This is a genomic window from Bacillus cereus group sp. N24 (assembly GCF_016483345.1).
GTDB lineage: Bacteria > Bacillota > Bacilli > Bacillales > Bacillaceae_G > Bacillus_A > Bacillus_A toyonensis.
Genome location: NZ_JAEHCA010000001.1, coordinates 282,156 through 304,052, shown reverse-complemented (window position 1 = coordinate 304,052; position 21,897 = coordinate 282,156). Strand labels below are relative to the sequence as shown.

Here is a 21,897-nt window from a genome sequence, read left to right as displayed (position 1 = left end):
GTTACTTTAAAGTTGGAGTCAATAAAAATCGTACTGTGATTGCTATAGAATTAAATATTAGTATGTTTTTAACGTGATTTTAATAGAGATTATATTTGCTTTACGATAAAATGATTATAGTGTAAAATTACACTATAAGTGTAAAATGATAACAAACAGGCGTTTTTGTACATGTGGTTATTAGAGCATTTTAAGGCAAGATGATGAGTTTTTATTATTCAAGTCAGCGGAGACCATTTGATGTAGCGGTTATTAGAAGTAGTTATTTATATAAATCGTAATTTAAAATCCAGAAGTACATTTCTGGATAGGCAGTAGTAGTAAAAGGAGAGGCAATATGAAAAGAACAATAATGAAATATAGCATAATTTTTAGTTTATTACTATTAACATCATGTGATATATCGGATGAAGAAATCGAAAAAAAAGCACAAAATTATATAAAAACAGAGTATGATATGGCTGTTAATCTAAACGGAGTTGAAACACTGGATAATGGAAAGGACTTCCTTGGTCCCAAAGGGCGGATAGTTACTGTACAGCAAGTCGATGAACCGCATTTGCAATTTCAACTTTATTTTGAGGGACAAATCTCTCCAGAAGTAAAAAATGATAATTATAAAATGAAAAAGAAAACAAATGATTTACAAGGGAAGTTTAATACATATTATGGAGAGAAAGATAATAACACTATACTTACTTTTAATCAAATGCAGACTGGGGATAATGTTTCCAATAAGAATGCTGAGGAAAAAATAGCGAAGAAAAATTTGCAACAGTATTATACAGCAGTTTTTAAAAGTAATACTGTTTTAGATGTAAACAATTCTGTACATATGGAAACATTGGCGGAGGTTGCAAGAGGTATTCAGGAATTTAATAAAACGATTGAAAATAGTAAGAGTAGTGTGGATGATATTACAATTCAGTTGCCAAATGCTAATAAGGAAATATTACAGCATATCGCGGTAGATTATATAGTAACGGCTGAAGATGCGAAAAAGACCCTTGAGAAAAAGGCTGATTATATGAAAGCTTTACAATCTGAAAGGAAATAGTCTGACACCTTTACTTCTTATAAAACATATAGTATGATGATTTCAATAAATTAGATTTCAATGACCATAAAATATAAATTAATGAGAGGTGCTTTTTGTGAGTGCGGTAGGTATTAAATAGGAAAAATTTAATGAAATAAATCGGATAAGACCAGGGGATTTTTATGTATATCATACCCCTAATTTTGTCATGCGTTTATTTCGAAACCTATGAAGATACCTACAATACTTTATAAAGCGTGTAATGAGAGGATTGCCATCCGTTTTTTATGGTTTATTTCCTCATATGTTATTACACATGCCTTGTAAATGTAAAAGCTGCGGTATCCCCGCAGCTTTTTTGTATATGTTTTAAATGTATAAAAATAGTAATTGAATAATGTAAAACTCATTGGGATCTAATGAGTAGGTATCTTCATTTATGATAAACATCAATCATAGTGAGGAGAAACAAAATGAATACGATGACTTTTGAAAAGTTACAATATAACGAATTAAAGGAAATAGTGAAATCTTATTGTGTAAGTGGATTAGGTAAGGAATTATTAAATAAATTAGAGCCGAGTACAAGTATAAAAGTAGTGAGAAATCGTTTAAATGAAACGACAGAAGCAAGGACTATATTAGATGCAGAAGGACATGTGCCTTTTTTCGGAATTTCAAATATCGCAAGTACAATTCAAAAATTAGAAAAAGGGATGATTTTAGATCCAGAGGAATTAGTAAGTGTTTCAGACTTTTTACGTGGATGTAGAAAGATTAAAAAGTTTATGTTAGATAAAGAATTTTTTGCACCAGTATTAGCTTCCTATGCAAATTCAATGACTGAATATAAAAGCATTGAAGAGGAAATTAACTTTTCAATTAAAGGAAATAGTATTGATGCAGCTGCAAGTAAAGAGTTAAAACGAATTCGAAATAATATCGATTCTGTAGATGGAAAAATAAAAGAGCGTTTAACGAAGTTTTTAAATAGTAGTGCAAATAAGAAATTTATTCAGGAATTCTTTATTAGTAAAAAGGATGACCGTTATACGATTCCAATTAAATCTTCCTATAAAAATCAAGTTGCTGGGAGTATTGTTGAAGCTTCTGCAAAAGGTTCTACTGTATTTATAGAACCACATACGGTTACAAAGCTAAATGTGGAACTAGCAAGTTTGAAAGCAGAAGAAGCAATGGAAGAGTATCAAATATTAGCGACACTATCAGGAATGGTAGTAGAAAATATTTATAGTATAAAAATTAATATGGAACTGATAAGTCAATATGACATGGTATTTGCGAAAGCGAAGTTTAGTAAATCAATCGATGGAATAGAACCGAAGCTAAACGATCACGGAAACATTCATTTAATGAATTGTAAGCATCCGCTTTTAACAGGGCAAGTTGTACCGTTAAACTTTAAAATTGGTCAAGAGTATCGTAGTTTAATTATTACAGGACCAAATGCAGGCGGCAAAACAATTGTGTTAAAAACAATCGGACTATTAACATTAGCGACAATGTCAGGCTTTCATATTGCGGGAGATAAAGAAACGGAAATTGCTATTTTCGAAAATGTATTTGTAGACATTGGTGATAATCAAAGTATCGAAAATGCACTAAGCACATTTTCATCTCATATGAAAAATTTGTCTGAAATTATGAGGATGTCAAATAATAATACGTTACTACTATTTGACGAAATAGGGAGCGGTACAGAACCGAATGAAGGTGCGGCGCTTGCGATATCTATTTTAGAAGAATTTTACCTTGCGGGATGTATTACAATTGCGAGTACGCATTACGGTGAAATTAAACGCTTTTCAGAAATGCATGGTGATTTTATGAACGCAGCAATGCAATTTAATAGTGAAACACTAGAGCCACTTTATAAATTAGTTATCGGTAAATCAGGTGAAAGTAATGCGCTTTGGATTGCGAATAAAATGAACGTAAAAGAACATGTACTGCAAAGAGCGAAAGAGTATATGGGAAATAAAGAATACGCTATAGAAAAAGTGAATGAAAGTAAAATTAGAAAACCGAAATTTGTGCAAGCGAAAAGAGAATCTCATTATGAGTACAAAGTCGGCGACCGTGTGAATTTATTGGATTATGATGATTTTGGTATCCTTTATAAGGAAAAAGATAATTTCTATAACGTCGTTGTATATTATAACGGTGAATTCGTTGAAGTGAATGTAAAACGCATTACTTTAGAGGTAGCAGCGAAAGAATTATATCCAGAAGGGTACGATTTAAGTACACTATTTGTTGATTATAAAGAAAGAAAAATGCAACATGATATAGAGCGCGGATCGAAAAAAGCACTTCGTAAAATCCAAAAAGAAATAAGAAAGAATAGAGGATAATATAGAATGGTAACGATTAGACAAGAACAAAAAAATGATTATAGAAAGACAGAAGAAGTTGTAAAAAAGGCATTTTTAAATGAAGAATTTAGTGATAAAAAAGAGCATGAACTTGTAAAACGTATTAGAGAATGTGACGCATTTATTCCGGAGTTATCCATCGTTGCGGTAGATAAGGAAATAGTCGGTCACATTATGTTATCGAAAATTACAATAGAACAAGGTGGGACTACTGTAGATTCATTAGCACTTGCACCAGTGTCAATAGCACCAAGCCATCAGAAGAAAGGAATTGGTGGAAAGCTTATCACGGCTGCTTTAGAAAAAGCGAAAGAATTAGGATACGGGTCAGTTGTAGTATTAGGGCATCCAGAGTACTATCCGAAATTCGGTTTTGAACGCGCAAGTCAGTGGAATATAAAAGCGCCATTTGAGGTGCCAGATGAAGTGTTTATGGTGATGGAGCTAAGAGAGAACACTCTTCAAGGTGTAGAAGGAATTGTACAATATTCGAGTGCTTTTGCTGAGTAGAAGTATTGGCTAAGAAATGTAATCATAAAAGATGCTATCTTTTTGTAGGGATATACAGAAAGATAGCTTTTTTTATTCAGCAGATCTACTGACGTATATTTTGCTCAATGAATAATTGAGGTGGTAAAATTGATATAGAAACGTAAAGGGAGAGAATAGAATGAATAAGCGAGAAACAAATAGCAATGAGAATGTAGTTACGTTATATGTTACAAGACATGGTAAAACAATATTAAATACGAACCATCGCGCGCAAGGTTGGGCAGACTCTCCGTTAGTAGAAAAAGGTGTGGAAGTTGCCTCAAATTTAGGAACAGGATTAAAAGATGTTCATTTTACGAATGCGTATAGTAGCGATAGCGGCCGAGCGATTGAAACTGCTAATTTAGTATTAAAATATAGTGAGCAATCAAAATTGAAACTTGAGAAAAGAAAAAATTTACGAGAATTAAATTTTGGTATTTTTGAAGGTGAAAAACTTGGAAATATGTGGGATGCGGTTGGAAAAGCTGCGGGTGTTGCAGCACCAGAAGAACTTATGAAGCTTTCTATTCAAGAAGTAATTAATCTTATTAGAACAGCAGATCCTACGAAACAAGCGGAAGATTGGGAATTATTTTCTGCCCGTATAAAAACAGAGATTGATAAAATTAGTGAAGAAGCTGCTGCAAATGGAGGCGGTAACGTTTTAGTTGTCGTTCATGGGCTTTTGATTACTGCCTTAATAGAAATGATAGATAGTAGTAAAACAAAACTTGGAGTAGAGAATGCAAGTGTAACGAAAATTTTATATAAAGATGGGGAATACATCGTCGAGTCGGTTGGAGATATGAGTTATGTTGCAAAAGGAACAGAAAGTGTGGAAATATAATCCTATCTCAAATAGATATAAGAAAAGGAAGTTAGTAAAATCTAGCTTCCTTTTCATTTTTTAGTACATCATTTATAAGGTTATATCGGGATATTATGGTGATTTTTTCTATTGTGTAGAGTGTTTCTTTGTTCAACAATCGGGTCATTTAATTGAATGAGGGCGTATTTTTTGAATAGGATCACTTTGTTAAAAAGGATACATCCAATTTTTAGCGAATACAGGGTTATAAATAAGAAAAAGTGGTGAGGTAAATAGGAAAAGAATGTAATTCCCTTTTGGACAATAAAACGGAAAAATGTATCATTAACAGGCTTCAGAGCGCGGGTTGTGTTTTCGCAGAAGAAGAGACCCGGTTACTTATTTCAGCAGCACGAACTCCAGAGGATCTCAAGAGAATGGTGGAAATGCGAGCCGATGGTTTACCACTTGAATATGTTGTTGGATACGCAGAATTTTGTGGGTTGCGGATAGAAGTGGACCGAGGTGTTTTCGTGCCTCGTCAACGTACCGAGTTTCTTGTTCACCAAGCAGAAGCTTTGTTATGCTTTGGTGATATCATCGTTGATCTATGTTGCGGTTCAGGTGCTGTGGGTGTAGCTCTGGCGGCAGCTTTAGGGCGAGTTGAATTGTATTCTGTTGACATTGATCCTGTCGCAGTACGATGTGCCAGCCGCAACGTAACAAATTTCGGTGGCCATGTTTTTGAAGGTGACTTGTATAAAGCTTTGCCTCACGCACTTAAAGGTCATGTGAACACCCTAGTTGCAAACGTACCTTATGTTCCTACTGAGGCAATAAAGCTGCTTCCGCAGGAGGCCCGCCTACATGAACCAAAGATGGCGCTTGACGGAGGAGAGGATGGACTTGACATTCAGCGAAGAGTAGCAAAAGAAGCATTTCTCTGGCTAGCACCAGGAGGTCATCTTTTAATAGAGACGAGTGAAATGCAGGCAAATCAGACCTTTGAAATCTTTGCTGGTGCTGGGCTTACCACGAGAGTGGCTAGAGACGAGGAACTAGACGCTACAGTCGTTATAGGATCGAATTCTAGTTTTTAGCATAAATCCGTACGTAGTCTTGCTCAAAAATGAAATGATAATTTCCTAGCAATATACAAATAAAAAAATCCATATTCAATTCAAGGGCGTTTTAATTGAGCAAGGAGCACAAAAATTATCAAAATTTATTCCGAAGTTATACTGGCCCGTTATTTGAAGAAGAAAGGAGATAACATATTAGTCATATAAAATATGTTATCTCCTTTCATTTATCAATTTTTTTCAATTTAGGTCTTGATAAAAGTTGATAAAGCTTTCTTTTTAATCGAAGTGATTATGGGATTAATAAAATCTTTCCTGTACTTTTTCTGCTCTCTAATAATTCATGAGCAAGGGCACCATCTTGTAAAGAGAATGTAGTGGGACTCGCAATGTTTAATTTTCCAGTAGTGATCCAATCAAATAATTGAGTAGAGCGCTGCTTGCGTTCTTCAAAAGTAGTAAGCACGTTCCAAAGGTCTCCGCCAGTTAAAGTTTTTGAAGTATCCATAAGCATACGTGGATCAACAGGCGCGGGATTACCGCCAGCCATTCCGTAGAATACAACGGTACCGCCAACTTTAGTAGCTTTAAAACTTTCCTCTAATGTAGAACCTACGGAATCATACACAACATTTACTCCGGCACCATTAGTCAATTCAAGTACTTTTGTATGCCATGTTTCAGTATATAAAAATACGTGATCAGCACTAGCAAACGTGGCTACTTTTGCTTTTTCGTTTGATGACGTGAGGCCGATTACTTTTCCACCCAATAGTTTAATTATTTGAATAAGTAGTTGACCAACGCCTCCAGCCGCAGCGTGTACTAAAGCAATATCACCTTGTTTTATTTGATAGCTATCTTTCGTTAAATAATGTGCTGTTAAGCCTTGCAATAAGACAGAAGCGGCTGTGTCAAACGGGATAGAATCTGGAAGTGGGATTGCTTTCTCTGATGGAACGGCAACTAATTCTGCATTTGCAAATGGGACATCAGCAAATGCAATACGGTCCCCAGGATTGATAGTAGTAACGTCAGCTCCTACTTTTTCAACAATACCAGCCCCTTCATAACCTAATATATAAGGTGGATTGCCAGCGAGATGATAATCACCGCGGCGTCTATAAATATCAGCAAAGTTTAAACCGATTACTTTCGTACGAACAAGAATTTCATTTGAATTTATGATTGGATCAAGTATTTCTTTATATTGTAGTACATTAGCGTCTCCGAATGTTTCGAAACAAAGTGCTTTCATATGAAATACCTCCATTTAGATTGTTTGTAGATGCTCTTTATCATACAATACAAATATCAATAGAAAAAGAGGATTATTTCGATGAAATCAATCGAAAATTTCGATTTAAAAGAGGAACGGTAAATGGAGATAAAACAATTAATTACATTCAAAGTAGCTGCAGAAATCTTGAATTTCACACAAACTGCAAAGAAATTAAACTTTGCTCAGTCGAGCGTAACAGCGCAAATTAAAACGTTAGAGGCAGAGCTCGGTACGCCATTATTTGAAAGGTTAGGAAAGCGTCTTTTCTTAACTGAAGCAGGAAAGAAGTTTCAATTATATGCGGATAAGATGATTGCACTCAGTAACGAAGCGAAAATGGCTGTGAAAGATGATGAGGAACTAGCAGGTACGTTAATAATTGGTGCACAAGAAAGTCAATGTACATATAGATTGCCTTCTATATTAAAGAGGTTTAAATCACAATTTCCCAAAATAAAGCTTATATTTAAACCTGCGCATTCCAACAAAGATGCAAAGGAACAATTGATGGAGGGGAAAGTAGATCTTGCATTTATTTTGGACGAATGTAAAACAGAAGATGTTTTACACGTGGAGCCACTAATGAAAGAAGAATTAAAAGTAGTAGCTGCTCCTACGCATTGTTTACTCTCTAAATCTTCCGTCTCTATAAAAGATTTAGAGAGTGAAACACTTTTACTAACAGAACTCGGTTGCTCGTACCGCACTTTATTTGAAGAGCTATTTCGCGCAGAAGATGTCTACCCGGCAAATAAGATTGAATTTGTTAGTGTAGAGGCAATTAAACAATGCGTTATTGCAGATTTAGGTATAGCCATTTTACCAGCGATAGTTGTAGAAAAAGATATACGGGAAGAAACGCTAAAGGAGTTAGTTTTAAAGGAAGCACTCTCCCCAATTTATACGCAAATTGCATGGCATAAAGATAAATGGATGACATCCCCGTTGCAACAATTTATTGATGTAACAAGGGAGTTTTTGGCAAGGGATTAAGTGGAGAAATATTTGTTTTAAATGGAAGAAAAAATGGCACCTTTGTATAGAAAGAACCGATGCTTGAATGAAACAAGTATCGGTTCTTTTATGTTTTAAATAAAGGATGCTATAAAATGTGTATTTCTCAACTTTTTTTCTTATACGAATAAGTAAACTTCTTCGTATATTCCAATAATCATAAGGAAATTTACAACGTTTATTCGTTTCTGTAAGATGCCTCTAAGAAGCATGAAAGGAGGACTTACATAGCAGTATAGGTTGTCTTTATCCCGCATTAACTGCCCGTTAATGCCCGATTGGTGAAGGCTAATAATCAGTGGGGGATTGGACAAAACCCCCACTGATTAAAGTTTCACTTTAGTATACGTACGTATTTTGAGGGGGGAAGGTAAAATGTTTAAAAAGTTAATGAAAGTATGCGTGTTAAGTGCGGCAAGTATAGGTGTATTATTTAGTTTCCAAGGAAGTACATTTGCAGCTACTGATTTAAGTAGTTATTATGACGGGAAAAATCCAGCAACAACAAAAGTATACGGGGGAAGTACAACGTGTGATGCAGATGGATTTAATGCAAAGTCTACAGCTGTATATGAAGGCAGTAAAAAAGTAGGGACAGTGTATTTACGTTATAGTAATAAATGTCATGCAGCATGGTCTAAGCTTGTTTTAGATCCACCAGCACCTTCTGTTTCTGGTGGAATATATGCTTACGCTGTTATTAATAAATATAAAAACGGTGTATTCCAAAAATCAGTAGATTCTAATAGTGGTAATGGAGCAATTAAAACAGGTCAAACGAGTACGTATACAGGAATGGTGTTTGATTTAACTGCTGATTTTGGTTATACGGCTGATGCTGAAGCGGTGACGATTAATAATGGTTACGGGAAAACTGGACGTTATTAATAAGGGGGCGGGATCATATGAAACTTTTAAAAAACGTGGGTGCATTTCTTTTTCTGTCTGTGTTCGTTTTAACAAGTATGTTTAGTACAACTAGTAGTGATAAAGCATATGCAGAAGATCATTCGTATGATGGGAAAAGTCCATATTACAACAGTTGTGGTCAATCAGCAGTAACGAAAGAGAAGAAGTGGATTGATTCAAATTCTTATGTGGAATTAAAATTTAGCACGACGTGTAAGACTGCGTGGGCAAAAGTTACTGTAACTCGTCCAGCAGTTTATAATAACGAAGCTGATGCAAGAATTGTAAGAAAAACAGATGGAAAGGCATACACTTGCGGAAGCGCTGGAGGAAATGGTGTTGTAAATAAAGGGCAAACATCATGCTATACGCCAATGGTATATGATTTAGATCCAAGAAAGGCGCAAGCGCAGGGGAAACATGCTATTCCGAATAGTGATGCTTATAATTATGCGGAGACTATTTGGTATTGATGGGAATATGAAAATTGTAAGGTAGAATATTTTAAGAGCATGTTTTGATTGGGTTTCAAAACATGCTCAATCTGTATTCATTCTAATCTTTTCGGTAATCATGGCTCATTGAATTAACTAAGATCTGTATCAGGAGGAGCATATCCAAGGTGACGAGCCATCGATACAATTTGTCCTTTATGATGAAATTCATGTGTCTCTGTATGAGTTAAAAGCCATAGCGGAGTTGTACTCCAAGGTTCTTTTTGCCATTTTACTTCATTTGCTATATTTTCGAGCCATCGGTCATTATATTCATCTAAAAAACGTAGTACAACTTCATCTACTAACTTAAATCTAGTACGAACTTTTTCGACATCTGCATGCTCAACTTCATAATCGCTGGCAAAGGAAAAGTCTGCTCGTTTTTGTTTGAATGCGAATGATCCAAGCCAGTATCGATAGCAATCGGCTACATGAATATGCGTCTTTATTATACTACCGCTTCCGAAATTCGGAACAGTGCTATGTAATTTTTCTACTTGGATTTCTTCTAAAAATGAAAATAGAGTTTCTCGTGTAGAGCTAATAAGATTATATTGTTGTTTTAAAATATGTAACATGCCATTACACTCCTCTTTTGTTTACTAAAATATTTGTGCAGTAAGTAATTCTATATTTATGAGGAGTGAACCTTTGTTATTATTTTCACTAAGCATATTAGATGTATTTCTTAATTGTTTCTGATAGATTATACAAGGTGAAACTTTAATAAGTTGAACACTCTTAGTTCATAATAAATTGTACATAAAAAAGGGGAGCGATAAAATGAATAGACTAGTTGGTTTAAAACAATTTGAAATAACGCGTGGAGCATTACTGAAATTCATGGAAACGTTAGATGATAATACTGCGGATACGCAGCCGGATGGCTTTAACAATACAATTCGCTGGCATATTGGTCACGTATTAACGGCAGCAGAAACTTTCATGTTTGGAAGAGAATTTAAACAATTACCAACTGAATACCCAGGTATGTTTGGATATGGTACACGACCATCTAAATGGGAAACAGAAGGGCCATCATTGGAAGTGTTAACGGCTCAATTAAAAGAACAAGCGAAGCGTATTAACGAAATGCCAGCAGAAGTATTTGAAAATAAACTTCCAGAACCATTCCTAGGATTAGAAACAGTAGGGGAGCTTTACGGTATGATGCTTTATCATGAAGCAGATCATCTTGGGCAAATGAAAGCGATGGAACGAATTATTAAAGCTCTTTAGTTTTAGGTAAAGTTTATTTGCGTATAAAAACGAAATTACAGATGTGTTTTCAAAATTGAGGTGTAAGTAGTTACAATCTTATTTTCCACAATAAAGATGTAATGTTAAATAATATATAGACAAAAAAGGGTAGATAATTTATTATCTACCTTTTTGAGATTGTCGAACTTCTTGAAGGATTAGGGATTATGATCGCTTATCATCGTGATATTGATGAAGAAGATAAAATAATATATTGGGATAAATAAAAATTATAATTTTTATGGTGTAATTATTAAATATAGTATTCCTAAATATGGAATATACGTATAATAATAGAGAAGAACTAGAAATAGGGGTGAATACTATGATTACATTAGAACAAAAGTTGGAGCAATATACACATACATATGCACAGTTAAAGGGAGAACTAAAATGGAAAACGAGTGATTCTCGAACAGGAATGATGATTGCTGCTATGTATGCAGGTAGTGATAAATTGTTTGATCTCGGACGTTTTTTAGAAATTAGTAGTTATATTAAGAATCAGGTAGGGATGTTTTCATACTTAAAGTCTTATCATCGCTTTGTAGTGGCTGCAACATTAGATATTCACTTTACAGATTACAAGGAAGCTTTTCGGAGGTTTTTAGATTTATATGAACAATTGGTCGCTGGTGGCTTTAGCCGGAGTATATTTACGTATCTCGCAGCAGCTGTGCTTTTAACAGAAGAAAATGAACAGCATGGCACGCACATTCAGCGTTCGATGCAAGTATATAAACGCATGAAAGAGGATCATCTTTTTCTTACAGGTACAAATGATTATCCGCTCGCGGTTTTACTAGCAGGACAATCAGAGAATGTAGAAAAACAAATGGACCGAGTGGAACGTCTTTATCAAAAACTAGCGACAGCTGGGTTACGTAAAGGGAATGATCTTCAATTTTTAAGTCACATTCTTTCACTAAAGAAGGATGTCCGTGAAGAGATGTTAGTTGTAACATGCACAAACATAAGGAAGTTATTAAAGCAAGAAAAGGTAAAAGTGAAACAGATGCATTACCCAGCTATCGGGCTACTAGCGTTACTTGAGGATGGAGAAAAAGAGATTCATTCTATTAAAGCGTTGATTGAAAAATTGCAGGGGGAGAAATTATTCCGTTGGCATACAGATACAAATATTCTTATTGCTATTCAACTGTTCGTAAGTCAGAAGGATGAGGAAAGTAAAGCTACCAACACAGGTTTACAAACAATGATAGAAGTCCTCATACAAGCACAACAGGCAGCTATGATGGCAACGATTGCCGCTTCATCTGCAGCAACCTCTTCTGCTAGTACTAGCTCATAATTTGCAACTGCTTATGCTCTTGTAAATTATGATAAACCTATAATGCCTTTGATGAGGAGGGTTTAAAAAATATTATTAAAAAAGGCACATCACTCTCTAATGAGTGATGTGCTAACTGTTTTTACATAATCAGTATTATCTTTTCGACTCCTTCAAATGTTTTAGCTGCGTAACAATCATAATGCTAATAACAACGAGTAAAAACCATGAGCTAATTTTGCTTAAGTGAACGAGGTTCCATGCTTCTCGTTGATTTGGATATTGCCATGCTCCGAAAAAAGTAGCGATGTTTTCTGCAATCCAAATAAAGAATCCGATAAGGAAAAATGAGAGTACGAGCGGCATTTTATATGTAACGCCTTGCAATGAAAATGCTACAAATGTCCGAAAGAAAACGATGAATAAAAGTAAAGTTAATACCCATCTAAAGTCATATAGAAAATGATGTGTAAAAAAATTGAAGTAAATTATAGCTCCTAACGGTATGGCAAAAATGGCTTTTGGCCAATGGTGCATTTGTAAATGCAATCTTCTCCACGCTTGGCATATGTAACTTGCGACACTTGCGTACATAAAACCGCTGTAAAGTGGAACTCCAAAAATTTTCGAATATGCCTCTTCAGGATAACTCCATGAACCGAAATGTACTTTATATATTTCTAGTAAAAGTCCAATTAAATGAAAGACAGTAATTACTTTTAGTTCGTCCTTTGTTTCAAGACCAGTTTTATACATAATCCACTGCATCAGAAGACATACGATGAGTATGAAATCATAGCGATATAACCCTGGGATAGAAATGATTTTTGAAAGGGCTAGTGTTAAAAAAATAGCGACTGGGAATAAACAAGATAATGCTTGTTCATAGGTAAAGTGTAGTAGTTGTTTTACATAAAACATTGTTTCACCTTCTGTGAGTTCTTATTTTGATTGAATAATCTGAAGAATAATTAAGTATACTATAGTTCTAAATAATAGAAAACTATAATTAGTTTGTTTGAAAAAAACAAAAAATGTAAAATGAAGTTAATTCAATGAAAGGGAGATGTGCCAATGTCAGCGCTTATTGTAAGTATCCCGTTTATGCAACAGTTTATGGAACAAGGGGATAAATAGGCTAAAATAAGTATCCCCGTTACTTAAAAAGGGGGAGTTTGAAATGACAATGAATCTTTTTCAAAATAAAACGATTAAATTATCAGCTAGTAGAGAAAAAGATGCTGAAGTAATGGTTATGTGGCAAGAAGATAGTGAGTATTTAAGAAGTGTAGATACAGATGTAGCATTCCCGCAATCGTTACAAGAAATAGCAAGTGATGGCCTATTAAAGGGACGGAGATCGAATAGTGTTTCTTTCATGTTAAGAACACTTCAAGATGATCGTTTAATTGGTTTTGTTGCAATTCATGGCGTAGAGTGGAATAACAGAACGGGTTTATTAGCAATTGGTATAGGAGATACGAATGATAGAGGGAAAGGATATGGAAGAGAAGCAATACATCTTATTCTAAAGTATGCTTTCTATGAATTGAACTTACACCGCATCGGCCTTGATGTGATTTCGTATAATAAACCTGCCATTGCACTGTATAAAAAGATGGGTTTTCAGATAGAAGGTCGTATGAGAGAAGCGGTGCAAAGAGATGGAAAGTGTTTTGATCGTATCATTATGGGGATATTACGGGATGAATGGGTGGAGCTGCAAGATTAGAAAGTACATTCGAAATTATATATGTAGTGTGCAGGGAATATAATGATGATTGGCGAATTTTTACAGTGTACAGATTGAATTTATCCCGCTATTTGTGGGCAGTAAAACCCCCACCTTAAAATTCGGCTGGTGCGAAGAAGGTAGATCAACTGTCCATAAATGCCCGATTGGTTCAACTAAGAATTAGTGTGGGATGAACAAAACCCCCACTGATTAAAGTTTCACTTTATAAGGAGTTATGCGAGATGAACTTAGAAAAAAGTAAGCCAGTAAACGAAGAGGTCGCGGAATTAAAAGAACTAATTAAAGAATTGCACGGAAGTGTACATCAACTTCAAAGCGAAGTGCAGCAACTAAGGCACGAAAGACCGGTTGTTGAAGTGAGGAAAGGTGTTCAACTATCACCCGCAATCGTTGGGCAAATTGGTGGTATGATATTAGGTGGATTAGCAATTATCGGTATATTTTGGTGATGGAAAAAAGGTTTGCAGCACTATGCTGCAAACCTTTTGTATTTGACGATAGAATTTCATGCAGTACAACTTCTACATTAAATAACGTAAATAAATGTAAGCATGTGATAACAATAGTGCAATGATTGTTAACGGTAAACCGATTTTTAAGAAGTCCATATAAGAAAATCCATGTCCTTCACGTTTTGCAATACCAGCAACAACTACGTTTGCTGATGCTCCGATTAATGTTCCGTTACCTCCTAAGCAAGCTCCAAGAGATAACGCCCACCATAGCACTTCGATTTGCGGCGAATCAACAGATAATCCGAGGCCAGTAGCTAAATCTTGAATAAGAGGAATCATCGTTGCGACAAATGGAATATTGTCAATTGTCGCAGATGCGATGCCAGATACCCATAAAATAAGTATCGCAGCGAAACCGATATCGCCATTTGTTACGTCGATTACTTCTTTTGCGAGTGAAGAAATAAGCCCGATATCAATTAATCCGCCAACGAGAACGAATAGTCCGGCGAAGAAGAAAATGGTTACCCATTCAACGTGGGCAAATATATCTTCTATTTCATGTTCTTTTACGCCGATTAACATAAGAAGTGTAGCACCAGTCATTGCGATAACGGCAGCATCTACATGAATAATAGAATGAAGTACAAAGCCTAAAATAGTTAGTCCTAAAATTGTAATCGATTTTAAAAGGAGGCTTTGATCTTTAATATAATCTTTTTCGTTTAACGCCATTAGTTTTTCGATTTGTTCAGGCGTTGTTTTTAGTTTGTTACGATACATGAAGTAAACAATGCCAAGTGTAACGATAGAAATAATAATTACGATTGGAGCTAAATTTAGTAAAAAGGCATTAAAGTCTAAATGCTTATTTGCTGATCCAATCATAATGTTCGGTGGATCACCGATTAAAGTTGCTGTTCCACCTATATTTGAAAACAGTACTTCTGAAATCAAATAAGGAACAGGGTTAACTTTTAAAATACGTGTAATGGATAGTGTAACAGGAACGATTAATAAAACAGTCGTTACATTATCCAAAAATGCAGAACCGACGGCGGTTAATAAGGATAGTAATAATAAAATGCGAATCGGTTTTCCGTCAGCTGCTTTTGCTGCTTTAATAGCTACAAATTCAAATACGCCTGATTGACTCGTAATATGTACGAGAATCATCATCCCGATTAAAAGGGTGATCGTTTCCCATTGAATATGTGATGTGAAAGCAGTGTGTAAATCTACAATTCCAAAAATAATCATAATAGCAGCACCGAATAGTGCAATTACAGCACGATTCAATTTTTCAGAAATAATAAAACCGTACGTGACTAAAAATACGGCAATTGCAAAATAATATTGCCAATTTGCTACTTCATGTGCTGATTGTTCCAAGCGAGTCACCTTCTTTAAAATATGTATTCAATTGTCAAAACGTATCCCGATGCATTCATACGGGATAAAATATATTGTAGCAAATTCAAAAAAGAAAGAAAACTATTTAACGAAGTGAAGGAAAAGTTCTGAATTCCACATATGATAAAAAAAATAACAAAACACAGTGCAAATTATTAGGAAAAGTGAGCGTTGTCCTCTAATATAGAGATAGCAATTTACATTATTTTTGCGTAAAATGGTTTAAAGAGGTGAATTCCGATGGAAATAGTAAAAGATAGTTCTCTTATTCAAAATGAAATTGAACGTTTTGTAAATAAAGATGTATATATTCATTTAGAAACAACGAACGGAGCGTATGCGTCACACTTTAATGAAAAGATGATGACAGTTGGAGCATTCATTCGAAATGCAATTATTCGCTTTGAGCGCGGGAAAATAACTGGAACAAACCCATACCGAGTTGGTTTGAAAATGGATCATGGCTGGGTATATGCAGAAGGTATTACGCACTGGGAAGTAGACGATAAAGAGCGTTTATTACTAGCAGGGCATGATAACCAAGGTCGCTTAGCGGTAGCACTTGAGTTAAGCTTAACGCCATTTAAGTAAGAAGGAGGGAAACTTATGGAGAGACATGTACTTGTTGTATTTCCGCATCCAGATGATGAAGCATTTGCTGCGGGAGGGACAATTCGCTTATTAACAGATCAAGGAGTACCTGTAACGTATGCATGTGGTACTCTTGGTCAAATGGGACGTAACATGGGGAAGAATGTATTCGCTAACCGTGAAACGATTCCAAATATCCGTGAAAAAGAATTAAAAGATGCATGTGAAGCGATGGGGATTCAAGATTTAAGAATGCTCGGTTTCCATGATAAAACGTTAGAATTTGAAGATGTTGATTTCGTTGCAGATAAAATCGAAGCGATAATTCAAGAAGTAAATCCATCTCGAATTATTACATTTTATCCAGAACACGGCGTACATCCAGATCATGATGCATTTGGCCGCGCTGTCGTTCGCGCTGTATCACGTATGCCAAAAGAAGAACGTCCAGTTATTCATGCGGTTGCGATTACGAGAAATCGTGAAGCAGTACTCGGTGAACCGGATGTTGTAAATAATATTAGTGAAGTATTTGAACATAAATTAGCTGCACTAGGCGCGCATCGTTCACAAACAGAAGCAATGCTTGAAGAAACACATGCAAAAATAAAAAACAAAGATGCAGCAACATTGAAATGGCTGCAACTTGAACAATTTTGGACTTATAAATGGGAGTAGGCTAGAAGTATATCTTCTAGTTGCTCTTACATAGAAAAAGCGCCGTCACTTGTGATGGCGCTTTTTCTTGTTAAAGACTATATATTCCTTAGAGATGTGCTTTGAAATTTTTTCATTAACGTGCAGTATAGCCTCCGTCAACAAGAAGTGTTGTACCATTAACAAAACTAGCATCATCACTTGCTAAAAATAAGACAGCTTTAGCCACTTCTTCTGGTGTTCCAAGTCTGTCTTGTGGATGAAGGGAAGCTAAATATTCTTTCTGTTGAGGATTAACACTACCAAGCAAAGGGGTATCAATATAGCCAGGGCACACCGCATTAATACGTATTCCATATTTAGCGTAGGCAGTACATAAATTTTGAGTTAATAGTTTTACGCCACCTTTTGCAGAGGAGTATGCTGTTGGGGTAGGTAATGAAACAAAACTATGAATCGAACCAGCGTTAACGATGACACCACCTGCACCTTGTTTAAGAAATTGTTCAATCGAATATTTATCAGAAAGGAATACCCCTGACAAGTTAATATCAATGGTTTTTTTCCATTTTTCATAGGACAATTCGTTTGCCGGTGCATCATCAGCAACGCCGGCATTTGCATACATAATATCTAATTTACCGTATTTACTTACTGTCTCATGGATTAGTTGTTTAATATCTGCCTCTACTGTTACATCAGTTTTAATAAATAACGTATCATATCCATTTGCGTTCAATTCATCTGATAGGTCTTTTCCACGTTCAAAAAAGTCAGCGATAACTACTTTTGCACCTTCTTCAATAAAAAGACGAACGGTGGATTCGCCAATCCCGCTTGCACCACCAGTTATGATTGCTACTTTGTCTTTTAATTTCATATAAACCTCTCCATTCATTAATGAATTTAAGTCGAATTTTTTGAGCTGGTTATGTCATTATTAACCTTAAATAGTAAGTAGATAGAAGAAAAAGTTCGCGTTTACTTAACTGTGAAAGTACTGGATTTTTCTTTATTGTACTTTTTTATACAGTGATGAACGAAAATATTAATTGGGGCAATTTTATCATTAGATTGAATATTCGGTAAAGCGTTCTCGAATAAAGTGAGTGCTGAAGTTTAACGACTAACCTGCATAGATATAACGAGGGGTATTTACATATAGTTTCTCTTTTTTATTTTAGTAATTAACAAATTTTTAAACTTGCTGATGATGTAGTGCAATTAAATAAATGGGTTGTTTTTAGATTAACTAAAACTAAAAAAACAGTAAAAATAAAATGTTATATAATAATTATTTATTGAAAAACGATAAATATCGTGTTAATATCAAATTGAAAATTAGTAAGAGAGGTGCTTTTTATAAAATGTAAAACGAATGTTATGTACTAAAAAGAAATTGATAGAAATTAGGAAAGTTATATATCTTAATAGCAAAAGAAGAAAAAGGAGTTAGAGCATGATTAATAAAACAGTAAAAAAAGTTATCTTGTTTGCAGGTGGTTTGTATATTACTTATTTAGTAGGTGTAGTTATTTTAGCGGAATCTATACCGTATCCTACATCTCAGCAATTAAAGGCAGCCGAAAAAGTAGTTGAACGCTATGTAGGTGAAAATAATGGAGTGGAAATGATAAATACATCTAGCAGCTTCACGGCTGAGATGTTCGATCGTACAATTCATATTGAAGGAAATTCAAAGGAGAATCCGGAACAAGTATTTCGAATGGATTTAGACCGAGTTTCTAATGAAAATGAAAAAATAACCGAAAAATCGATAAATAAAATTTGTAAATCAAATGATGCAGGAGAGAATTTTACGTGTGCTGATGCTGAAAAGTTAAAATGAACATGCAGTGTTATTTATAGTATATAGCTAAAGATAGGAATGCGTAACAGCACAACTACTACTCTAGTTAAATAGGAAAAGCCTCGCAGGGGGGCGAGGCTTTAAACAGGGTATTAAAAATTATCGATTCATTAAGAATAACTTTTTCGAATAAACTAATTTTAGCATGATAACTCATGTATATGTGTTACGAATTTATGAACAAAAAATCAATCATAAAAATACGGGGAAGATGATAATTTATTTGAAATATATTACATAATTTTCAAGTGAGAAATAAAAAAGCAGCAATGAGCAAAATAATTTAGAGCCGCATTATATTAAACATAAGTGGTACTTCTAATATTAATCTGCTTCATTATATTGTTATTACCAATGCTACAGAATGCGTGAAGTGGTTTAGTAATGTTAAAACAAGAAATTCTCAGAATCTACGGGTTTAAAATGAAAAAATTTTAGTCATTGGACACAAGGGGGATTCTATATTAATTGGTTAAGTGGTTGAAAGAGAGACTTTGTTTATTTCGTTTCTTTTTCACTTAATTCATTAGAAATGATATCTAGTAATGATACATATGAAGCGTATATTTTGAATTAACTAATAGAATAATATATATTTATATTGATTTAATGATTTTAATTTATTAAAAATGAGGAAATCAATATGAAGATTAAATTTGCCGTAATAAAAGATGAAAACTTTGATTTTAGTTTATTAGAAACAAAATTATTGAAAACCTTTAAAGAAGTAGATTTTGAAGCAGATATTGTAAAGGTTGAAGATAAGATTTTTGAGGGAAATAATATTCAAACGAATTTAGCTGAAATCACCATTAATGTTACTGGAAAAAATATCGGCTATAGGTCCGTTTCAGCTAGTATATTTATTGTTCTAGAAAGTTTATCATTACAGTTATTTCAAATTAATATTAGTTTACATTAAGCAGCTAAAAAAGAGAATTTCTTCAGAAAATTATACTGACTATAATGAGTTGTAAATATGAGAATGGTGATTTAAATAATAGTAATTATTGTAGGTGCTCCCGTATGTTGGATTGCACCTTGTTTGTTATTAAAGAAATAAAAAAGCCTTTAAATAAGATGAAAGTCTTTATGAAACGGCATATAAAGAGTGTTCAGGATACGTTATGAAAGTAGAATAATTCAATGCTTATTCATATCGCATGTTATTTAAATGCTTGTTTATACAGAAAAATGGAAATGTGTAAATAATTCAATTAGATTGTACAAATAATTTGGTGCGCGAATATACGGAATGTATTCACGGGTAAAAGGGTTGTCTCATAATATATATAGATTTTTCTATTAAGATGAACAGAGGGTGTGAATATATGGAAGATGTTTACGCGAAAATTGACAGCCTAAAAGCAGAGCAAAAAGAAATTATGAGAGACATTCGTACTTTAGAAACGCGTACCACTATTAATGAGAAAGACATAGCAACAATCAATAAGCAATTAGAGAAAATAAGTACAAACACAACTTGGATTTTGCGAATTATTATTAGTGCGATAGTAATGTCAGTTTTAGGATTGATATTAAAAGGGATTATTTAACCTTGTAAAATAGCTCAATATAAACGAAAGAGGGGCAATTCTCCCTCTTTTTATTATACGAATGAGAAATGGCTTTCCTCCAAGCGTTAAATGAAGGTGGAGGACGAACCTATTTTTTGCAAAAAAACTGAAACAATGTGCTAAACGAGTTTTATAAACTGAATCCAATTAGGAATGGATACTATAAGAACCGAGCATTATTTGTCAACGAAAAGAGTATTTAGGTCCTTCACATTATACTTGGCACAAAGCATATAGCAGTTAGATAAAACATACTATGCATGTATACGTATAAAATGTTTATTTTTAGATACAAATCAATTATAAATACTGAAAAATAGACCTACATAAATAGAGTCCTTTTTTAGTTTTAAAATTTTTAATTACTACTAGAACAATATGGATCTATTGAAAAATGTTCTAGATTGTAGCCTCATGTAGAAAACTTTGTAATAGAATCAAACCGCTTACCTTAAGTTGATGAACATATATGGAGACCGTTTGTTTTGTAATTCAAATAATTAGATTAATGTGATAACATTTTGAGGTAGGGTGTAAATGAAATACTGAGGAGGATAAGTATGCAAAAGAGACCAGGAACAAATGAATATAATCCATACTACTCAACGTACATAAAATTAGTACCAGATGGAGATATCATACATATTCTAGAGCAACAAATGAAGGAAACGAATCTTTTATTGAAGGATATTTCTGATAGTGAAGGACATTTTCGATATGCCCCTAATAAATGGAGTATAAAAGAAGTAATCGGTCATATTGCAGATACTGAACGTATTATGGCATATCGTTTGCTGTCCATAGCAAGAGGTGAGACAGCAGAACTTCCTGGCTATAATGACGATATGTATGTTCTTAGAGCAGCTTTTGATAAGCAATCTATGCAAGATCTTCTTACGAATTTAACAGTTGTTCGCCAATCTACTGTGCATTTACTTAAAAGTTTAGATAAGGATGCTTGGTTACAAAGGGGAATTGCGAACAATTCTGAAGTCACGGTTCGTGCATTAGCAAACATTATTGCTGGTCATGAGCTTCATCATCGGCAAGTTATAAAAGTACGTTATTTTGGGGCTAATGCATTTACAGAATGTTAAAATACGGAAAATAAAAGATGATGATTTGTAAAAAAATTACGATTCATCATCTTTTTATTTTTTCTCAATGACCAAATATTACTTAACAGTGGCAAGCTTAATTTATAAGAAAAGAATGACTACATTAGCAACAAGGGTTTAAAGAAAGGGGGATTGATAGTAAGTTGTTTAATTAAAATGGTAAAGAGTAACTTTTACCTTACTTTTTGTTATAAATAAAGGAGCAGTTAGCAAAAGCTAACTGCTCATCTCCAAGGGGGAGCAAGGAGAAAAATCTAATGTCATCTACAGTGTTGACGGAATATGGAGTTTTATTCAGGGGATTTACTGATTATGTAGGTTACATAAAAAGTCCTATTAACATCCAGG

23 protein-coding genes are annotated in these 21,897 nt (G+C 34.2%); 18 read left to right on the top strand and 5 right to left on the bottom strand.

Translation table 11 applies throughout. The features are described 5' to 3' along the window. The first annotated feature begins 337 nt into the window (after positions 1 to 337). The 5 genes from JDS95_RS01520 to JDS95_RS01500 all read left to right on the top strand — a co-directional run bounded on the left by JDS95_RS01520 (position 338) and on the right by JDS95_RS01500 (position 5,877). The gene (locus JDS95_RS01520; RefSeq protein WP_033661350.1) at positions 338 to 1,057 is read left to right on the top strand and encodes a hypothetical protein; all 720 of its coding nucleotides are present in this window, start codon (positions 338 to 340) and stop codon (positions 1,055 to 1,057) included. A 455-nt stretch (positions 1,058 to 1,512) separates the two neighbouring features. After that, positions 1,513 to 3,414, top strand: coding sequence for an endonuclease MutS2 (locus JDS95_RS01515; RefSeq protein ID WP_001095218.1), 1,902 nt, complete (start codon positions 1,513 to 1,515; stop codon positions 3,412 to 3,414). A gap of 6 nt (positions 3,415 to 3,420) precedes the next feature. Continuing rightward, positions 3,421 to 3,945: a GNAT family N-acetyltransferase gene (locus tag JDS95_RS01510; RefSeq protein ID WP_000256480.1), complete on the top strand. Its 525-nt coding sequence runs from the start codon at positions 3,421 to 3,423 to the stop codon at positions 3,943 to 3,945. A 160-nt stretch (positions 3,946 to 4,105) separates the two neighbouring features. Beyond that, positions 4,106 to 4,816 (top strand): histidine phosphatase family protein, encoded by a 711-nt coding sequence (locus tag JDS95_RS01505; RefSeq protein ID WP_001042059.1) that lies wholly within the window; start codon positions 4,106 to 4,108, stop codon positions 4,814 to 4,816. A gap of 278 nt (positions 4,817 to 5,094) precedes the next feature. Beyond that, the gene (locus tag JDS95_RS01500) at positions 5,095 to 5,877 is read left to right on the top strand and encodes a putative protein N(5)-glutamine methyltransferase (RefSeq protein ID WP_000369190.1); all 783 of its coding nucleotides are present in this window, start codon (positions 5,095 to 5,097) and stop codon (positions 5,875 to 5,877) included. Positions 5,878 to 6,151: 274 nt separating this feature from the next. Here JDS95_RS01500 and JDS95_RS01495 read toward each other — a convergent pair whose 3' ends face one another. Further along, the gene (locus JDS95_RS01495) at positions 6,152 to 7,117 is read right to left on the bottom strand and encodes a quinone oxidoreductase family protein (protein ID WP_000645278.1); all 966 of its coding nucleotides are present in this window, start codon (positions 7,115 to 7,117) and stop codon (positions 6,152 to 6,154) included. A gap of 123 nt (positions 7,118 to 7,240) precedes the next feature. Here JDS95_RS01495 and JDS95_RS01490 point away from each other — a divergent pair, with 123 nt between their 5' ends. The 3 genes from JDS95_RS01490 to JDS95_RS01480 all read left to right on the top strand — a co-directional run bounded on the left by JDS95_RS01490 (position 7,241) and on the right by JDS95_RS01480 (position 9,537). Continuing rightward, positions 7,241 to 8,134, top strand: coding sequence for a LysR family transcriptional regulator (locus JDS95_RS01490; RefSeq protein WP_000403886.1), 894 nt, complete (start codon positions 7,241 to 7,243; stop codon positions 8,132 to 8,134). Between the two features lie 396 nt (positions 8,135 to 8,530). Then, entirely contained in the window at positions 8,531 to 9,043 is a 513-nt protein-coding gene (locus JDS95_RS01485; protein ID WP_000473733.1) for a DUF2690 domain-containing protein, read from the top strand. 17 nt (positions 9,044 to 9,060) lie between these two features. Next, positions 9,061 to 9,537, top strand: a complete 477-nt coding sequence (locus JDS95_RS01480) for a DUF2690 domain-containing protein (RefSeq protein WP_000771262.1) — start codon at positions 9,061 to 9,063, stop codon at positions 9,535 to 9,537. A gap of 113 nt (positions 9,538 to 9,650) precedes the next feature. Here the strand turns inward: JDS95_RS01480 and JDS95_RS01475 are convergent, their stop codons facing one another. Then, positions 9,651 to 10,139 carry a DinB family protein gene (locus tag JDS95_RS01475; protein WP_199690184.1) on the bottom strand — a complete coding sequence of 163 codons (489 nt, stop codon included), beginning with the start codon at positions 10,137 to 10,139 and terminating at the stop codon, positions 9,651 to 9,653. Positions 10,140 to 10,344: 205 nt separating this feature from the next. Between JDS95_RS01475 and JDS95_RS01470 the strand changes: the two genes are divergently transcribed. Next, on the top strand, positions 10,345 to 10,800 hold the full coding sequence (locus tag JDS95_RS01470; protein ID WP_001081127.1) for a DinB family protein: 456 nt from the start codon (positions 10,345 to 10,347) through the stop codon (positions 10,798 to 10,800). A gap of 295 nt (positions 10,801 to 11,095) precedes the next feature. Then, a complete protein-coding gene (locus tag JDS95_RS01465) occupies positions 11,096 to 12,133 on the top strand; it encodes a DUF4003 domain-containing protein (RefSeq protein ID WP_002046703.1) in 1,038 nt (345 codons plus the stop codon). 135 nt (positions 12,134 to 12,268) lie between these two features. Here JDS95_RS01465 and JDS95_RS01460 read toward each other — a convergent pair whose 3' ends face one another. Next, positions 12,269 to 13,033 carry a DUF817 domain-containing protein gene (locus JDS95_RS01460; RefSeq protein ID WP_199690182.1) on the bottom strand — a complete coding sequence of 255 codons (765 nt, stop codon included), beginning with the start codon at positions 13,031 to 13,033 and terminating at the stop codon, positions 12,269 to 12,271. Between the two features lie 259 nt (positions 13,034 to 13,292). On the opposite strand from JDS95_RS01460, the gene JDS95_RS01455 reads away from it, so the two are divergent. Both JDS95_RS01455 and JDS95_RS01450 read left to right on the top strand, forming a co-directional pair. After that, entirely contained in the window at positions 13,293 to 13,844 is a 552-nt protein-coding gene (locus JDS95_RS01455; RefSeq protein ID WP_000178480.1) for a GNAT family N-acetyltransferase, read from the top strand. A 245-nt stretch (positions 13,845 to 14,089) separates the two neighbouring features. Then, positions 14,090 to 14,317, top strand: coding sequence for a coiled-coil domain-containing protein (locus tag JDS95_RS01450; protein WP_001047523.1), 228 nt, complete (start codon positions 14,090 to 14,092; stop codon positions 14,315 to 14,317). 72 nt (positions 14,318 to 14,389) lie between these two features. Here the strand turns inward: JDS95_RS01450 and JDS95_RS01445 are convergent, their stop codons facing one another. Next, complete coding sequence (locus JDS95_RS01445) at positions 14,390 to 15,715, bottom strand: ArsB/NhaD family transporter (protein WP_199690180.1); 1,326 nt, start codon at positions 15,713 to 15,715, stop codon at positions 14,390 to 14,392. A 261-nt stretch (positions 15,716 to 15,976) separates the two neighbouring features. Between JDS95_RS01445 and JDS95_RS01440 the strand changes: the two genes are divergently transcribed. Then, positions 15,977 to 16,327, top strand: a complete 351-nt coding sequence (locus JDS95_RS01440; protein ID WP_000407039.1) for a YojF family protein — start codon at positions 15,977 to 15,979, stop codon at positions 16,325 to 16,327. Positions 16,328 to 16,342: 15 nt separating this feature from the next. Next, positions 16,343 to 17,005, top strand: coding sequence for a bacillithiol biosynthesis deacetylase BshB2 (gene bshB2, locus JDS95_RS01435; protein WP_000439466.1), 663 nt, complete (start codon positions 16,343 to 16,345; stop codon positions 17,003 to 17,005). Between the two features lie 115 nt (positions 17,006 to 17,120). On the opposite strand, the gene JDS95_RS01430 is transcribed toward bshB2, so the two are convergent. Beyond that, the gene (locus tag JDS95_RS01430) at positions 17,121 to 17,864 is read right to left on the bottom strand and encodes an SDR family NAD(P)-dependent oxidoreductase (protein ID WP_000768004.1); all 744 of its coding nucleotides are present in this window, start codon (positions 17,862 to 17,864) and stop codon (positions 17,121 to 17,123) included. 579 nt (positions 17,865 to 18,443) lie between these two features. On the opposite strand from JDS95_RS01430, the gene JDS95_RS01425 reads away from it, so the two are divergent. The 4 genes from JDS95_RS01425 to JDS95_RS01410 all read left to right on the top strand — a co-directional run bounded on the left by JDS95_RS01425 (position 18,444) and on the right by JDS95_RS01410 (position 21,528). Then, on the top strand, positions 18,444 to 18,833 hold the full coding sequence (locus JDS95_RS01425) for a hypothetical protein (RefSeq protein WP_000608945.1): 390 nt from the start codon (positions 18,444 to 18,446) through the stop codon (positions 18,831 to 18,833). Between the two features lie 664 nt (positions 18,834 to 19,497). Then, entirely contained in the window at positions 19,498 to 19,776 is a 279-nt protein-coding gene (locus tag JDS95_RS01420) for a hypothetical protein (RefSeq protein WP_000693588.1), read from the top strand. A 409-nt stretch (positions 19,777 to 20,185) separates the two neighbouring features. After that, on the top strand, positions 20,186 to 20,410 hold the full coding sequence (locus tag JDS95_RS01415) for a hemolysin XhlA family protein (RefSeq protein WP_000390465.1): 225 nt from the start codon (positions 20,186 to 20,188) through the stop codon (positions 20,408 to 20,410). Between the two features lie 581 nt (positions 20,411 to 20,991). Next, the gene (locus JDS95_RS01410) at positions 20,992 to 21,528 is read left to right on the top strand and encodes a DinB family protein (protein ID WP_199690178.1); all 537 of its coding nucleotides are present in this window, start codon (positions 20,992 to 20,994) and stop codon (positions 21,526 to 21,528) included. The last annotated feature ends 369 nt before the right edge of the window (positions 21,529 to 21,897 follow it).

Excerpts from the sequence above, each read along its gene's own strand:
- JDS95_RS01505 (WP_001042059.1), top strand. The coding sequence starts at position 4,106 with ATGAATAAGCGAGAAACAAATAGCAATGAGAATGTAGTTACGTTATAT.
- JDS95_RS01510 (WP_000256480.1), top strand. The coding sequence starts at position 3,421 with ATGGTAACGATTAGACAAGAACAAAAAAATGATTATAGAAAGACAGAA.
- JDS95_RS01485 (WP_000473733.1), top strand. The coding sequence starts at position 8,531 with ATGTTTAAAAAGTTAATGAAAGTATGCGTGTTAAGTGCGGCAAGTATA.
- JDS95_RS01490 (WP_000403886.1), top strand. The coding sequence starts at position 7,241 with ATGGAGATAAAACAATTAATTACATTCAAAGTAGCTGCAGAAATCTTG.
- JDS95_RS01440 (WP_000407039.1), top strand. The coding sequence starts at position 15,977 with ATGGAAATAGTAAAAGATAGTTCTCTTATTCAAAATGAAATTGAACGT.
- JDS95_RS01475 (WP_199690184.1), bottom strand. The coding sequence starts at position 10,139 with ATGTTACATATTTTAAAACAACAATATAATCTTATTAGCTCTACACGA.
- JDS95_RS01465 (WP_002046703.1), top strand. The coding sequence starts at position 11,096 with ATGGAATATACGTATAATAATAGAGAAGAACTAGAAATAGGGGTGAAT.
- JDS95_RS01515 (WP_001095218.1), top strand. The coding sequence starts at position 1,513 with ATGAATACGATGACTTTTGAAAAGTTACAATATAACGAATTAAAGGAA.
- JDS95_RS01455 (WP_000178480.1), top strand. The coding sequence starts at position 13,293 with ATGACAATGAATCTTTTTCAAAATAAAACGATTAAATTATCAGCTAGT.
- JDS95_RS01450 (WP_001047523.1), top strand. The coding sequence starts at position 14,090 with ATGAACTTAGAAAAAAGTAAGCCAGTAAACGAAGAGGTCGCGGAATTA.
- JDS95_RS01460 (WP_199690182.1), bottom strand. The coding sequence starts at position 13,033 with ATGTTTTATGTAAAACAACTACTACACTTTACCTATGAACAAGCATTA.
- bshB2 (WP_000439466.1), top strand. The coding sequence starts at position 16,343 with ATGGAGAGACATGTACTTGTTGTATTTCCGCATCCAGATGATGAAGCA.
- JDS95_RS01470 (WP_001081127.1), top strand. The coding sequence starts at position 10,345 with ATGAATAGACTAGTTGGTTTAAAACAATTTGAAATAACGCGTGGAGCA.
- JDS95_RS01415 (WP_000390465.1), top strand. The coding sequence starts at position 20,186 with ATGGAAGATGTTTACGCGAAAATTGACAGCCTAAAAGCAGAGCAAAAA.
- JDS95_RS01425 (WP_000608945.1), top strand. The coding sequence starts at position 18,444 with ATGATTAATAAAACAGTAAAAAAAGTTATCTTGTTTGCAGGTGGTTTG.
- JDS95_RS01410 (WP_199690178.1), top strand. The coding sequence starts at position 20,992 with ATGCAAAAGAGACCAGGAACAAATGAATATAATCCATACTACTCAACG.
- JDS95_RS01480 (WP_000771262.1), top strand. The coding sequence starts at position 9,061 with ATGAAACTTTTAAAAAACGTGGGTGCATTTCTTTTTCTGTCTGTGTTC.
- JDS95_RS01430 (WP_000768004.1), bottom strand. The coding sequence starts at position 17,864 with ATGAAATTAAAAGACAAAGTAGCAATCATAACTGGTGGTGCAAGCGGG.
- JDS95_RS01520 (WP_033661350.1), top strand. The coding sequence starts at position 338 with ATGAAAAGAACAATAATGAAATATAGCATAATTTTTAGTTTATTACTA.
- JDS95_RS01420 (WP_000693588.1), top strand. The coding sequence starts at position 19,498 with ATGAAGATTAAATTTGCCGTAATAAAAGATGAAAACTTTGATTTTAGT.
- JDS95_RS01495 (WP_000645278.1), bottom strand. The coding sequence starts at position 7,117 with ATGAAAGCACTTTGTTTCGAAACATTCGGAGACGCTAATGTACTACAA.